14 protein-coding genes and 1 riboswitch are annotated in these 13,371 nt (G+C 72.5%); of the genes, 5 read left to right on the top strand and 9 right to left on the bottom strand.

The window, feature by feature from the left end; all coding sequences use genetic code 11:
• A partial coding sequence (locus IE134_RS27630) for a DinB/UmuC family translesion DNA polymerase (RefSeq protein ID WP_444545694.1) occupies positions 1–621 on the top strand: 621 nt, incomplete at its 5' end.
• 168 nt (positions 622–789) lie between these two features.
• Here the strand turns inward: IE134_RS27630 and IE134_RS27625 are convergent.
• Entirely contained in the window at positions 790–1,755 is a 966-nt protein-coding gene (locus tag IE134_RS27625) for a pirin family protein (protein ID WP_126931881.1), read from the bottom strand.
• A gap of 146 nt (positions 1,756–1,901) precedes the next feature.
• Here IE134_RS27625 and IE134_RS27620 point away from each other — a divergent pair, with 146 nt between their 5' ends.
• Positions 1,902–2,267, top strand: a complete 366-nt coding sequence (locus IE134_RS27620) for a tetratricopeptide repeat protein (protein WP_030717057.1) — start codon at positions 1,902–1,904, stop codon at positions 2,265–2,267.
• A gap of 112 nt (positions 2,268–2,379) precedes the next feature.
• The gene (locus IE134_RS27615) at positions 2,380–3,045 is read left to right on the top strand and encodes a hypothetical protein (RefSeq protein ID WP_189432047.1); all 666 of its coding nucleotides are present in this window, start codon (positions 2,380–2,382) and stop codon (positions 3,043–3,045) included.
• A gap of 65 nt (positions 3,046–3,110) precedes the next feature.
• Here the strand turns inward: IE134_RS27615 and IE134_RS27610 are convergent, their stop codons facing one another.
• From IE134_RS27610 to IE134_RS27595, 4 genes are all read right to left on the bottom strand, one after another.
• Complete coding sequence (locus IE134_RS27610) at positions 3,111–3,818, bottom strand: TetR/AcrR family transcriptional regulator (protein ID WP_030717050.1); 708 nt, start codon at positions 3,816–3,818, stop codon at positions 3,111–3,113.
• Positions 3,819–3,850: 32 nt separating this feature from the next.
• Complete coding sequence (locus tag IE134_RS27605) at positions 3,851–4,612, bottom strand: SDR family oxidoreductase (protein ID WP_189432045.1); 762 nt, start codon at positions 4,610–4,612, stop codon at positions 3,851–3,853.
• A 222-nt stretch (positions 4,613–4,834) separates the two neighbouring features.
• Complete coding sequence (locus tag IE134_RS27600; protein ID WP_126931885.1) at positions 4,835–5,590, bottom strand: CbtA family protein; 756 nt, start codon at positions 5,588–5,590, stop codon at positions 4,835–4,837.
• Positions 5,591–5,686: 96 nt separating this feature from the next.
• The gene (locus IE134_RS27595; protein WP_030717040.1) at positions 5,687–5,902 is read right to left on the bottom strand and encodes a CbtB domain-containing protein; all 216 of its coding nucleotides are present in this window, start codon (positions 5,900–5,902) and stop codon (positions 5,687–5,689) included.
• A 45-nt stretch (positions 5,903–5,947) separates the two neighbouring features.
• A riboswitch (adenosylcobalamin (AdoCbl) riboswitch) is annotated at positions 5,948–6,041 on the bottom strand.
• A gap of 126 nt (positions 6,042–6,167) precedes the next feature.
• Between IE134_RS27595 and IE134_RS27590 the strand changes: the two genes are divergently transcribed.
• Positions 6,168–6,758: a histidine phosphatase family protein gene (locus IE134_RS27590; RefSeq protein ID WP_030717037.1), complete on the top strand. Its 591-nt coding sequence runs from the start codon at positions 6,168–6,170 to the stop codon at positions 6,756–6,758.
• A gap of 72 nt (positions 6,759–6,830) precedes the next feature.
• On the opposite strand, the gene IE134_RS27585 is transcribed toward IE134_RS27590, so the two are convergent.
• From IE134_RS27585 to IE134_RS27575, 3 genes are all read right to left on the bottom strand, one after another.
• Positions 6,831–7,550, bottom strand: a complete 720-nt coding sequence (locus IE134_RS27585) for a 4'-phosphopantetheinyl transferase family protein (protein WP_189432043.1) — start codon at positions 7,548–7,550, stop codon at positions 6,831–6,833.
• Positions 7,547–8,515 carry a metallophosphoesterase family protein gene (locus IE134_RS27580; RefSeq protein ID WP_097946992.1) on the bottom strand — a complete coding sequence of 323 codons (969 nt, stop codon included), beginning with the start codon at positions 8,513–8,515 and terminating at the stop codon, positions 7,547–7,549. The genes IE134_RS27585 and IE134_RS27580 overlap by 4 nt, the downstream gene beginning before the upstream one ends.
• 159 nt (positions 8,516–8,674) lie before the next feature.
• On the bottom strand, positions 8,675–10,894 hold the full coding sequence (locus tag IE134_RS27575; protein WP_098895624.1) for a phosphoinositide-specific phospholipase C-related protein: 2,220 nt from the start codon (positions 10,892–10,894) through the stop codon (positions 8,675–8,677).
• Between the two features lie 69 nt (positions 10,895–10,963).
• Here IE134_RS27575 and IE134_RS27570 point away from each other — a divergent pair, with 69 nt between their 5' ends.
• Positions 10,964–11,851 (top strand): glycosyltransferase family 2 protein, encoded by an 888-nt coding sequence (locus tag IE134_RS27570; RefSeq protein ID WP_098017382.1) that lies wholly within the window; start codon positions 10,964–10,966, stop codon positions 11,849–11,851.
• Between the two features lie 16 nt (positions 11,852–11,867).
• Here the strand turns inward: IE134_RS27570 and IE134_RS27565 are convergent, their stop codons facing one another.
• The gene (locus IE134_RS27565; protein ID WP_189432041.1) at positions 11,868–13,127 is read right to left on the bottom strand and encodes an MraY family glycosyltransferase; all 1,260 of its coding nucleotides are present in this window, start codon (positions 13,125–13,127) and stop codon (positions 11,868–11,870) included.
• Positions 13,128–13,371 lie beyond the last annotated feature (244 nt).

Raw genomic sequence — 13,371 nt, 5'->3', positions numbered from 1 at the left:
ACGCTCGCCCGCTACGGCATCACCTCGGTCGGCGACATCGCCGACACCCAGCTCCCCACCCTCCAGCGCATCCTCGGCACCACCGCCGCCCGCCTGGCCCACGACCGCGCCCTCGGTATCGACGAGCGCCCCGTCGTCCCCGGTGCCGCGCCCAGGACGATGAGCGCGAGCCGCCGTTTCGACCGCGACGAGCTCGACCCCGACCAGCACCACCGTGCAGTTCTCGGCCTGGTCCAGGAACTCGGCGGACGGCTGCGTACGAGCGGGGAGATCGCCCAGGCGCTCGTGCTCACCGTCACCTACGCCGACCGCTCCCAGACCACCCGCACCCGGACCCTTGCCGAACCCACCGCGCACACACCCGCGTTGGCCGAAACCGCCCGCCAACTGCTCACAGTCCTCGGCCTCCAGCGCGCCCGCGTCCGCACCCTCACCCTGCGCGCCGAGCGCCTCCGGCCCGCCGAGGACGCCGTCCACCAGCTCACCCTCGATCAGCGCGACGACAAGCTCCGCCGACTCGAAACCGCCCTCGACAAAGCCGCGACCCTCTACGGACCTCGTGTCGCCGGGGCCGCCTCGACCTTCCCCAGGGCCGGGTGGAGGCCCGCACGCCGAGCTTGAGATCCAGCCTCGCATCGCTCCCGAATGGCTTGTGGCCCGGAGCCTTGGTCCAGCCCGACGTCTGCTCGAGATCGTCAGCGAACGGTCAGCGTCGATCCGATTGAACCCTGACACACAAACTCGAACATGAGACTCGGCATACCTCAACCGTCTTCAGGTTTCCGCCGCTCAGCGCACTCGTCCACGCGGCTTCAGCGAGGTCGCGGGCAGTTCCGGGGCCGGCAACGGCGCGCCGTCGTAGCCCTTCACCTCACCGAACCGCGATCCTCTCATCCAGTCCTCGCGGGCCTGGACGATCTCCTCGTGGGAGCGGCCGATGAAGTTCCAGAACATCACGAGCTCCTCCTCGAACGGCTCGCCGCCCAGGAGCATCAGACCGGCGTCGGAGACGGCGCGCAGCGGCAGTTCGGTGCGGCCGCAGCCGAGGTAGAGCATCGAGCCGGGCAGCACGGGTACGCCGTCGACCTCGGCCTCGCCCGCCATGGACAGGACCGCGTACTCGAAGTCGGGGTCCAAGGGCAGGCGGGTTTCGGCACCTGCGGTCAGGGACAGGTCGGCGCCGACGATCGGGGTGTACGCCGTACCGGGCGAGGCCGCTCCGTCCAGTTCGCCGAGGATGACGGTGGCGCACAGGCCGGGGGCCGTGACGACGGGCAGGTCCACATGGTGCTGGAAGTGCGGCTCGACGTGGCGGTGCGCGTCCGGAAGGGCCACCCAGAGCTGCGCTCCGTGCAGAAGCCGGGCGTGTTCCTTCGGGCTCTCCTCGGAATGGCTGATGGCGCGGCCCGAGGTCATCAGGCCCAGTTCGCGGGGACGTACCGTCTGCAGACTGCCCAGGCTGTCCCGGTGGAGCACCTCCCCGTCGTGGAGCCAGCTGACGGTCTGGAGGCCCATGTGCGGATGCGGCGGGACCTGCATGCCCGGCTCGTCGGCGATGTCGTCGGGGCCGTAGTGGTCCACGAAGGCCCATGCGCCCACCATCCGCCGGCCGAGGTTGGGCAGCAGACGGCGGACCTCGGTGGACTCGCCCAGCTGGACGCGGCGGGGAGCCAGCAGTTCACGGACGGGCTCGGCGACGACGAAACCCCGCCCGCCGCAGACGGAGGGCGTGGCCTGGCGATCGAGATTGCTCATGGCGCTCAACCTATTCCCGTAGCGGCGTGGAGCACCGGGTCCCACGCCAGAATTTTAGTGGAATGTTCAACCAGTGTGGGGTGTTGTCATGGCTGAACGTACGGCGGGGCGGTCCGGAGAGGGCCGCACCACACGAAGGAGGACACGTGAGCGAGACCGAGACCTACTACGAGTTCGGCACCGCCGCCGACCGGTGGGACCGGGCGCAGATGTTCTTCGAGGCGAAGGAGTACCTGACGGCCGCGCGGATCCTGGGCGGACTCGTCGAAGAGGTGCCGGAGCAGGTCGCGCCTCGCCTGCTGCTGGCCCGCTCCTACTACCACTCCGCCCGGCTGGGAAAGGCGGAGGAGGAGCTGCGCCGGATCCTGGAACTGGACCCGGTGGAGACCTACGCGCATCTCATGATGGGCCGGACTCTGGAGCGCCAGGGGCGCAGCGCCGACGCAGCGCCGCACCTGCGGATGGCAGAGGTCCTCACTGGTGACTTCGGCCCCGGAGGCGACCGCTCCTGAGCCGCCGCACCACGCCACCTGGCGGGCCCGCACCCTTCGGTGCGGGCCCGGTCTCCTTTACCGGCCGGTACGGGCATCGGACAATGGGATCTCCAGGACGAAGGGGTGGGGGATGAAGGGATCCAGGGGCGCCGCGTTACGCCGGGCGCGGTCGGCCGCGCTCATCGGGCTGGCGGTGGTGGTCTCGGCAGGCTGCTCCGGCGGCGACGACAGCGGGACGAAGGGGGACGCGGCGGAGCTGCCCGCTCGTCCGCCGGGAGTCCACAGCTGGACCGGCAGACCGTGCGACCTCCTCACGGACGCACCGCCCGCGGCAGGCTTCAGCCTCGGCAGAACCACCGACTCCGCCTCCCCCGAAGCCCGGGAGGACATCGGCGAGAACGGCGCGCGGCCGCTCTACCGGCGGACCGGCTGCCTCGCGGATCTCAAGGGCCCGGACGGCGCGTTCTGGAAACTCAGCGCCACGGCCTCGGTGTACGAGGACCCCGAACCCGCCCGTCACGCGTACCGCGTCAAGCAGGATCTCGACCGCGCTCACGGGCGCGGGCCCGAGAAGGTGCACGACACCGCCTACGCGCTACCGGCCGACGACCGGGGCCGCCCCGGCCGCACCCTCCTCCTGTGGAACGGCGACCTGGTGCTCACGGTGTCCGCGTACGCACCGCACGGCAGCACGGAACGCGAGGCGCGGAAGGACCTCGAACAGATCCTCGGGAACACGGCCCGCCGCGTCGAGGACGGCCTACGCGACCACGACGCCCCCTCCCCCGCCCCGTGAGGCCAGGTCGCCCTGACGCAAGGGCTCCTGGACACCTGGACGAGCCCGCATCCCGGCGCTCCGGATCAGGCGTTCGCCACCCGGTCGAGCCACTCCTTCATCAGCGCCGCCTCGGCGGTGCTCAGACCCGCCCCGTGCTCCTTCCGCAGGAGGGCGCTCAACCGGGCCGCCGCCGTGGGGACTTCGGCGCCCGCCGGTACGCTCGGCGACGGCTCCCGCGGTGGTTCCGGCGTGAGCACCGTCGCGTACAGCGCCTCCCGTACCCGGTGGGACACCTCGATGTCGTCGAACGTCGCCGGGCGGGACACCAGCATCAGCGCCACGCCCACATTGGCCGACATGATCATCTGGGCGGCCAGCTCGGGCGCGACGCGTATCCGCCCCTGGACGGCGGCCCGTTCGAGGTCCCCCGTCAGGATCCGGTGGGACTCCAGCGCCGCGGCGGGCGGCGTGCGCATCGCCGGTGAGTTCATCAGCCGGTAGAGGTTGCGGTTGTCGAGGGCGAAGGCGACGTGACTGTCCCACCCTCGCCGCAGATCCTCGACGGCGTCCGTCGTCTCGCCGCGCTCCCTCTTCGTCGCCAGGTACTTCTCGAAGCCGTGGTCGACGACGGCCGTCAGCAGTCCTTCCTTGTCGCCGAAGTGGCGGTAGAGGGCCGGTGCGCCCACCTTCGCGGCCTCGCACACGGCGCGCGTGGAGATGTCGCCGTCGGGCGATTCCCTGACCAGGGTGGCGGCCACTTCCAGGATGCGTGTCCGGGTACTCGTGCTCACCGGAGGGACGCTATCAAGCGGCACGGCGGCCCTCAGACGATGCCGCCGTTGGCCCGCAGCACCTGCCCGTTGACCCAGCGGGCCGGGCCGGCCAGGAAGGAGACCACCTCGGCTATGTCCTGCGGGGTCCCCAGCCGCTCCAGCGGCGGTTGGGCGGCCATCCGTGCGACGGTCTCCTCGTCCTTGCCGTCCAGGAAGAGTGCGGTGGCGGTCGGCCCCGGAGCCACGGCGTTGACCGTGATGTCCCGACCGCGCAGCTCCCGGGCGAGGATCAGCGTCATGGCCTCGACGGCGCCCTTGGTCGCGGCGTACGCGGTGTAGCCGGGCAGGGCCAGCGACAGTACCGAACTGGAGAAGTTGATGATGGCCCCGCCCGCGCGCAGCCGCCGCGCCGCCTGCTGGTCGACGACGAACGTGCCCCGGATGTTGGTGCGGTGCATCCGGTCGAGCGTGTCGAGTTCGAGGTCGGCCAGCGGGGCGAGTGCCATGACCCCCGCCGCGTGCACCACCACGTCGATCCCGCCGAACGCTTCCTCGGCCGCATCGAAGAGAGCGGCCACCGCCACCTCGTCGGCCACGTCCGCCTGCCGGGCGATGGCCTCGCCGCCCGCGGCGGTGATCGCGGCGACGGCGGCTTCGGCTTCGGTCCGGTTGCCCGCGTAGTTCACGACGACCGCGAAGCCGTCGGCGGCGAGCCGTTCCGCGCTCTCACGGCCGATGCCCCGGGACCCTCCGGTGACCACGACCACCCGGCGAGGGACGGATGTCGATGCGGTTGCGGACTGTTCGGTCATGGCGATGCTCCTGGCGACTGGGGTCGCGGCGGTTCCGTGAAACCCGATGGGATCAACGCTAACACCAACACGTTAACGACGCTACCTCTCGATCGTAGCGATGCTAATAAACATCGCTACCGCCTCTGTAACCGCCCGTACACGACAGAACCCGCCGGATGCTCCCCGGCGGGTTCTGTCATGGACGTCAGTCACAACGTGCGCGCGTGGGCGCGCGCGGGCTCAGCCCACCGCACTCGCGGTACGCGGCGCCGCCGCACGGGCGGCGGGCGTCAGAAGCCGCTCGGTGAGATAGCCGAAGACGATGCCGAAGGTGCTCCACAGCGTCGCCTGGACCGCCAGCGTCGAGAGCCGGAACTCCCACAGCAGCGTCGCCGGGAAGTCCTTGCCCACCTCGTCGAAGGAGGGCAGGAAGGCGTAGGCGAGACCGATCAGCAGGACGAAGCCCGCGACGACCGCGATGCTCGCGTTCCAGTTGCCCAGGCGGGGTGCGAGCCGCCTGCCGATGATGACGGCGGCGACGGCCAGCAGCACACTGAGGGCGACCATCAGGAAGAACAGGGTGGTGCGCTTGCCGATGGTGTCCGGGTTGCCGACGGCGGGCGGGTTCGCCGGGTACTTGAGGAACGGGACGACGTAGACCGTGAGCAGGGCGGCGCCGGCGATCAGCGCCGCCGTGGCCCGGGGGCCGAAGTCGCCGATGCGGCCCAGGGCGTAACAGAACACGAGAGCGGCGATTCCGCCCACCGCGACGCCGAAGACCAGGACGCCGGTGGCGAGCCCGCCGGTGGCCTGCATGGTGCGGCTGACCAACTCCTCGCCGCCGCCGTGGTCATGGCTGTGGGCCTCTTCGAGGGCGATGGCCGCGTCCACCTGGGACTCGCCGAGGAAATAGGCCACGACGAGCGCGAGCGCGCCCGCGATCAGGCCCGCGAGCATGCCGCGCACGAGCAAGGCTCTGACAGATATGGGGTTCACGAGGGTTTCCTGATTTCTCTTGCTTGCCGCTGCCGGGCGCGTCCGCTGATTCCCCGGCGGATGTTCTCTCCGGCGGGGCCTGGTTCCTCAGATGTCTCAGTGGCAGGGGAAGCCGAGCAGGTGGCGGCCGTCGTGAACCCACTCGTGGACGCCTTCGCCCGAGATGAGTGCGGTGGCGCCCTGTTCGGCGCCGACGAAGTACAGCAGGACGAGCATGAGAATGCCGAAGAAGACCGCCCAGGGGGCGAGGGCCTTCGCCGAGATCGGAGTGATCTCGGATGTCCCCGTGGCGGAAACGGCGGACTGTGCCATGGCAGAACCTCCTGTGGGAACACGCGTCCCTGTTGTGGTGCCTCAGACGAAGGTGCCGGGTCTGACTTCCCGCCCGAAGGCGGGTTCACAGTGGCGCGACCGTGCCGGATTCTCACCGGACTTCCGTCCCACCCTCGTCATGGTCGACGAGACCATACCGCCTGTACGCAGGCGCCGCCATGGTCAAATGTGCAGCGTCACGGGGGCCGAATTCCTTGGGGCGACAGGGCTGTGGGGCCACTGGTGCGGGATTGAAAGCAGGGACATGACAGTACGGGTGATGTTGATCTCACCGGCGATGAACGCGGCGCTGCGGGAGGCGCGCTTCGACGGCGACTCCCCCCTGGACCGGTCCGGCCGGGAGAGTGCGCGGGCCGCCGCCGGTACGGTGCCGTCGACCGGGCTCGCTCTCAGTGGCCCTTCCGGCCGGTGCCGCGAGACCGCCGAGGCCCTCGGCCTGGCGGCCCGGACCGAACCGGCCCTGGGCGGCTGGGACCTGGCGGACTGGGCCGGCCGCCGCCTCGACGAGGTGGCCGCCGCCGAACCCGCGGGGGTGGCGGCCTGGCTGGGCGACCCGTCGGCGGCTCCGCACGGCGGCGAGTCGCTGTGCGACCTGGTGACCAGGACCGGGGCGTGGCTGGACTCCCTCGGCGGACCGGACGCACCCGGCGCGAACTTCCTGGCGGTGACCGAGGCCGCCGTAGTCCGGGCGGCGGTCGTCCACGGACTGCGCCTGCCGGCGGAGGCGTTCTGGCGGCTGGACGTCGCCCCGCTGACGCTGACCGAACTCAGCGGGCGCTCCGGCCGGTGGAACGTGGGGCTCGGACGCCCGCTCACCGCTCCCCCGGCCGGCTGACCAGCACCCCCCGGGCGCTCACCGGCGGGTCGGCCGACCCCACATCCACCGCCCCTCACGGCCGACGGGCCGTCAAGACTCGCTGCCTTCACGCCAGTCGGGCCGGACCAGCACCGCCGTGGCCACGATGTCGTCCTCGACCCGCCACCGCCCATGCAGCGTCGTCGGCAGGGCCGGATCGGTGAGCAGCAGACGGGCCGCGAAGGTACCCTCGGCCGCGGCAGGCCCCTGGGACCCGGCGCCACTCTCCGGACTGTCGGTGCGATGAAACGTCAGATCCGCCTGGACAAAGTCGAGTTCGACACCCGTGACCGGATACCAGGTCTTGAAGACGCTCTCCTTGGCACTGAACAGGATGCGGTCCCAGTGGATTCCGCCCGTGCCCACCGGCGCGGGCGGACCGATCCGCTCGCGCTCGGCGGGCAGCGTCACCAACTCCCGTACGCCGGTGGGAAGCGGGGCGTGCGGCTCGGCGTCGATGCCCAGCGACAGCACGTCCGTCGCACGGGCCAGCGCGGCCGCCCGGTATCCGGCGCAGTGGGTGAGGGTGCCGACGATTCCCTCGGGCCACAGGGGCTTCCCCCGGTGACCGTGGAGCACGGCCACGGGTGGCAGGCCGAGCCCGGCCATCGCGCGCCGGGCGCAGGCGCGGGCCGTCGCGAAATCGTTCCTGCGTTTGTCCACGCTCCTGGCGATCAGCGCCTCCTCCTCCGGGAAGAGGGTTCCGTCCGGGACGGTTTCCGCACGGGTGGCGGCCGAGGAGACGTCGGCGGGCAGCAGCAGCTCGATCACGAGGTGCCTCCGGGGGTGCGCGGCTGTGCGGACGGTCCGGCCCCGGTCCGTTCCGGTGGGGCGGGCTCACCCTCGTACGGGAGGATCTGCCGCAGCAGGCCGCGCGGGTGGCCCCGCTCGCGCCACTCCCTGGGGTAGCCGATGGAGACCTCCTCGAAGCGCACGCCGTCGTACCAGGTCGTACGGGGGATGTGGAGGTGGCCGTAGACGACGGCTGTGACGTTGAAGCGGCGGTGCCAGTCGGCGGTCAGTTCGGTGCCGCACCACTGGGCGAACTCCGGGTACCACATCACCGACGTGGGTTCGCGGACGAGCGGCCAGTGTCCGGCGAGGACGAGGGGTATCTGCGGGTCGTGCTCCGCGAGCCGGCGGTCCGTCTCGGCGACCCGGGCGCGGCACCAGTCCTCCCGGGTCGGATAGGGGTCGGGGTGCAGGAGGTACTCGTCGTTGCAGACGATTCCGCTCTTGTGCGCGACGGCGAGCGACTCCTCCTTCGTGTGCGTTCCCGGGGCGCGGAAGGTGTAGTCGTACAGGAGGAAGAGCGGCGCGATCGCCACCGGCCCGTCGGGGCCCGGCCAGAGCGGGAAGGGGTCCTCCGGAGTCGTCACTCCGAGCTCCCTGCACAGCTCGACCAGGTGGTCGTAGCGGGCCTGGCCGCGCAGTTGGACCGGGTCCTTGGGCACGGTCCACAGCTCGTGGTTGCCAGGGGTCCAGATCACGTGGGCGAAGCGTTCCGCGAGGAGCCCGAGCGCCCACCGGATGTCCTCGGGCCGCTCCGCCACATCGCCCGCGACGATCAGCCAGTCCGCGTCGGACGTCGGCTGCAGGGACTCGACGATCGGCCGGTTGTCGCTCACCGCCGCGTGCAGGTCGCTCACGGCCAGCAGACGGCCCCGGCCCGGCTGTGGGGATCCGTCGCCGGGGGCCGGTGCACCGTGCGGTGCCGGGTCGCTCGGAGGAGTCATGGGCGCTGGGTTCCTGATCTCTCGGCGGTCGTCCGGCTCCGTCCGCACGGTGGGGAGCCCCTGGGAACGTAGCCTCTCACGCTCCCCTCCCGGATCTCCCGGGGTTTCGGGCGCGGCCGCGTCGGCTGCCGGGAGTGCTGTCATACGGGCGCCGTGCCGTCAGTCGTCCTGCGTGCGGCGGGAGTTCAGTTCCTTCACCGCTCCGAGGGCGTCGCCGATCGTCGTGTAGTCGACGGCGATGAAGGTGACCGGGCTGCCGCGCTCCGCCTCACAGGCCCGGGTCCGCTCCAGGACCCAGTCGCGGGCGTTGACACGACCGGCGTCCAGGCGGCTGCCGCCGGCGTTCGTGATGAAGTGGTTGAGGAGGAACAGCTGCTTGCCCGTGCCGCCCCGGTAGGGGGCGCAGGTCATCTCGGAGGGGCTCCGGAAGGCGAACGGGGTCTCCATGCCGTACCGGTAGAAGTTGCGGTACCAGGGGGCCGGGCCGTCGGCCTTCTCGGCGAACACCACCAGCCTGCGGCCGCTGTCGATCATCTCCCCCAGAGTGGGCCACGGGGCTTCCGGGTCCGCGTCGGGGGTGTGCAGGAGGTCGTCCAGGCCGGCCGCGTGGAACGCCTTCTCCGTGTCCTCGGGGCTGATGTCGTCCTGGACGATGAGCGTCACGATCTCGGTGGGGTGGGCGCGCAGCCAGTCGCCGATGTCCTCCAGGGCCGGGACCAGTTCGATGGCCCCGGCGCGGCAGACGCCGTGGCAGAGCCACAGGCCCTCGCGCGGCGGGTTGGCCTTGTCGATGGCGCCGGTGATCAGGCGTCGCTGCTCGGGGGTGAATTCGGGGGAGTCGAGCCGGGCGGCGATGTCCTGGGGGCTCTCCCAGCGGTACGTGTCGAGCTGGAGGGCCCGGACCCCCGTGTTGAGCTGCGTGGTGATGTCGGGGTCCTGCAACGGGCCGATGAACCGGTCGGCGGTGGTGGACATGGCGTTGTGCGAGGTGAGGTAGGCGGCTTCGTCGTACCGCAGGTCGCACAGGCGGCTGCTGCCCAGGCACTGGCGAGGTGCGGACGGGCCGAACACGGGTGGCACGACCAGGACACCGGCCAGTGCGGCACAGGCCACGCCCGCCGCCGTCGTCCGCAGGGCCGTCGGGCTCGGCGTCGGCATCCGGTCGGGGCGCACCAGCAGCGCCCAGCCCGCGCCCGTGAGGAGTACGCCGCCGACGAGGGCCGCGAGCGCGGCGCCGAGACCGGTGGTCACCGCCTGGTTCACGGCGTTGCGCTGGAGGTCGTCGACGAGTGAGCTGACGCTCGGGGCCCACGAGGACGGTGTGGTGAACAGGCGCCCGCCGGTGATCAGCCGGGCGAGGAGCACGGCCGCGCCGGTCAGGACACCCGCGCAGGCGAGCGCCTGACCGAGCCGCATCAGCCTGCGGGCCGGGGTGACGGGGCCGGTGAACCAGAGGGTCACGAGGGCGGCGAGCGCGAGGGTGAGGGCGAGGACCTGGAGCAGGGTCAGGAGCCTGATGGTGTCGCGGGCCTCTTCCAGGGCGGTGAGGTCCGCCCCGGCGGCGGTGAGGGTGCCGGTGAGGTCCCACGTACCGTCCTGGAGGGTGGTACGGAGGTCCGCGGCCGCGCTGCGGGAGCCGTCGGAGAGCGCGGCGGCGGCGGTGGCGGCGAGCGCGGTCGACACGTCCCCCTCGCCCAGCGCCACCTCGATCTCGGGGCGCAGCGCCGTCCGCTGCTGCTCCGGTACGGCCGTGAGGAGGGCGTCGGCGGCGCGGTCGGCCTGGTCCTCGGTGAGCGGCAGCCTGGGCAGCTCGGGGGCCCGGCCCTCCTTGAGGTCGTCGAGCCCCGCGGCCAGGTCGGCGGTGAACCGTTCGAAGTCCGGCCGGTCCCGGCCCTGGACGTTGGCCACCAGGTCGCCGAAGTAGACGCGTGCGAGGTCGGCGAGGTTCTCCAGCACCGGGGCCAGGTCGACGGTCAGCCGGAGCTCGTCGCGGTCGCCACGCAGATAGCCGGTCACCGCCTCGATCTGCTGGTCGGTGAGGGCCCGGACGGTGGCGGGCGGCAGCACGACCTTGATGTTCGACGTCACCAGCGCCTCGGGCACGGGCAGATGGGCGAGCAGATCGCGGGTGACGGGCGAGATCTCCGGGTCGACGAGCACCTCGCCGTAGAGGCGGTCGTAGGCCGACTCCTCGTCCAGCACCGCCTGGTAGAAGCCGGGTGAGGCGACCGTGGAGCGGACGGTCGCGGTCAGCGCGACGGTGCTCACGCACAGGACGGCCAGGAGGAAGGCGAGCACCGGCACGAGGCGGCCGGACCGGCGCGGGGGCGTGGGGCCCCGCACGGGCCCGAGCGGGTTCGCGATCGGTTCGGCGCTCACCCACCCAGCCTATGCGGAATATCAGCTTTTATGCATGAATGATGAGACTCAGGAGCTGAGGAGCCCGCTGTGCACCCCGTCCACCTGGCCGTGCTGATGACAAGTCACGACCGCCGCGCGCGGACGCTGTCCGCGCTGCGCGCCCTGGAGGAGCAGCGGGGCCTCCCCGCCCGGACGACGCTGGGTGTGCATCTCGTGGACACCGGCAGCACCGACGGTACGCCGGAGGCGGTGCGGCTGCGTCATCCGGCGGTGGAGGTCATGGCGGTGGGCGCGGACGTCTCCCGCAACCAGGCGCTGCGCATCGCGAGCCGGAACAGCCGCAGCGGCGGCGGGGGCGGCGGCCCGCTCGACGGCACCCCGGGCGGCCCGAGCCACGCGTGGACGCATCAGCTGTGGCTCGACGACGGCGTGGAGCTCTTCCGGGACGCCCTCGCGACGCTGTTGCGCACCTCGGAAGCGGCCGGGTCCGACGCGGTCGTCGTCGGCGCGGTGCGCAACGCGTACGGGGACACGGTGTACTCCGGACGGCGGGGCTGGTCCCTGACGCTCGTCGAACCCGGCGCGCACCGGCCCGAGCGCTGCGACACGTACGACGGACGGGTGGTCCTGGTGCCCCGTGCCGTGTACGACCTCGTCGGCGACCCCGACAAGGTCTTCCGCCACCGGATGGGCGACTACGACCACGGCCGGCGCGCGCGACGGGCCGGAGTGGCCGCGTTCGTCGCACCGGGCCATGCCGGCGAGTGCGTGGACGGACCGGCGGCTCCCGGGAGCCGGGAGCCGGGGATCGGCGTCCGGGAGGCGCTGCGCCGGGTGACCTCCGTGCGGGAGCTGCCGCCGCGCCAGTGGTGGGTGTACTGCCTGCGGCACACCTGGCCGTGGGCGCCGTATCTGATGGTCTCCCCGTACGCGCGCACCGCGGCCCGCGCGACGGTCGGGCGGCTGCGGGGGTGATCGGGGCCGGGCAGTGTCAGCCCCGTTCGGCCGCGGCCGTGGCGGCTTCGGCCGGGGGGCGACCGGTGGGCGGAGGCGGGACGGTGGGGTGCCCCGCGGCGGTCCTGGCGGCGGGGGCGCCCTGGCCCGGAGCCGAGGCCTTGGCGCCCGGTGCGGAGGTCGCTGCGGGGATCGCGGCGCCGCCGCCGGACGCCTGGACACGTCGGGCGGCGGCCGTACGGGACGGGGCCGCGCCGGACGAGGCCGTACGGGAGGAGCCCGTACGGGGCGGGGCCGTGCGGGGCGAGCCGTACGCCGGGATCCTGAGCAGCGCGAACACGGCGGCCGCCGTCCCCGCCAGGGGCAGGAGGAGGAACGCGGGGTGCAGCAGCTCCGCGTACACCAGGGTCCCGGTCGCCACGGGCACCGCCGCCCACAGAGCGGTCAGGACCGCGGCGCCCGGCACGGTGACACGGACCCGGCGCAGGCGGTGCGCGATGTGGTCGTCCGTGTCGCGCAGCGGGGAACGTGCCGCGCGACGGCGGGAGATCAGGACCAGGACGCTGTCGGCGAGGGCCACCGTGGCCAGGGCCGGCAGCGCGGCCCAGGCGGCGCGGCCCGACGGGGCGGCCGCCAGGATCAGCGCGCCGGAGGCGGCCAGGGCGAATCCGGTGAACTGCGCACCGGTCGCGCCGAGCCGGAGGCGTGCGGGGTGCCAGGTGTGGAGCAGGAAGCCGGCGAGGCCCGCCACCAGGGTCGTCGGCAGCAGCGCGAGAGCGGGGTCCCCGCCGACGAGGGCGCACGCGAGCAGTCCGGCGGCGGTGACCAGTCCGACGGCGGTGAGCAGTCCGTCGGCGTGGTCGAGCAGGGCGAAGGCGTTGGTGACGAGGACGATCCAGAGCGCGGCCAGGACACCCGCCGCCGGTGGGAGCCCGGCCAGGCAGACGACGAGGATCGCGGCGGCGGTCTGGGCGCCGAGGCGCAGGGCGGTCCACAGCGGCTTCAGGTCGTGGACGAGACCGAGGGCCGCCACGATCCCGGCCCCGGCGAGCAGCCCTCCGACGGAGCCCGCAGCGTCGTCCGCCGCCCCGAGCCACAGGGCCACTCCGGTCGCCGTGCCCACACCGAGCACGGCCGTCGCGCCGCCCGTCCTGCGCAGTACACCGGCCCGTGGCGCACGCCCGCCCGGTTCGTTCGGGACGTGCGGGCGGAGCGCAACGCGGCGGGCACTCTTGGCGAGTGCGACCGTGATGAACAGCGCGGCCACACCGGAGGCGATGATCCCCAGCACGTTCACCTGCCCTGCCTTTCCTCGTTCATGACCTGCCGCCCGGCCCCCTGTCGGTGGTGGGTCGGGGGGCACAGGACGCCACCCGGGTGGCGTTTCTCCCCAACCTACGGGCCAATGACCCGATTCGTCCTAAATAACACGAAAAGGGCGATGCATTGTTCTGCCGCCCCCTCGCGGGGTGACACGCGTCTACCGGCCGACGGAGCTCAACGGGCTTCGGCACGAGGGGATTTGGCGCGCACCGCGGGCG

Origin of the sequence: Streptomyces rubiginosohelvolus, assembly GCF_014649875.1 — a bacterium.
GTDB lineage: Bacteria > Actinomycetota > Actinomycetes > Streptomycetales > Streptomycetaceae > Streptomyces > Streptomyces rubiginosohelvolus.
This window is presented reverse-complemented; position numbering and strand designations above follow the sequence as displayed.

Coding starts and splice junctions, on each gene's coding strand:
- IE134_RS27625 (WP_126931881.1), bottom strand. CDS start 1,755: ATGAGCAATCTCGATCGCCAGGCCACGCCCTCCGTCTGCGGCGGGCGG.
- IE134_RS27605 (WP_189432045.1), bottom strand. CDS start 4,612: ATGACCGAACAGTCCGCAACCGCATCGACATCCGTCCCTCGCCGGGTG.
- IE134_RS27580 (WP_097946992.1), bottom strand. CDS start 8,515: ATGACTCCTCCGAGCGACCCGGCACCGCACGGTGCACCGGCCCCCGGC.
- IE134_RS27590 (WP_030717037.1), top strand. CDS start 6,168: ATGACAGTACGGGTGATGTTGATCTCACCGGCGATGAACGCGGCGCTG.
- IE134_RS27595 (WP_030717040.1), bottom strand. CDS start 5,902: ATGGCACAGTCCGCCGTTTCCGCCACGGGGACATCCGAGATCACTCCG.
- IE134_RS27615 (WP_189432047.1), top strand. CDS start 2,380: ATGAAGGGATCCAGGGGCGCCGCGTTACGCCGGGCGCGGTCGGCCGCG.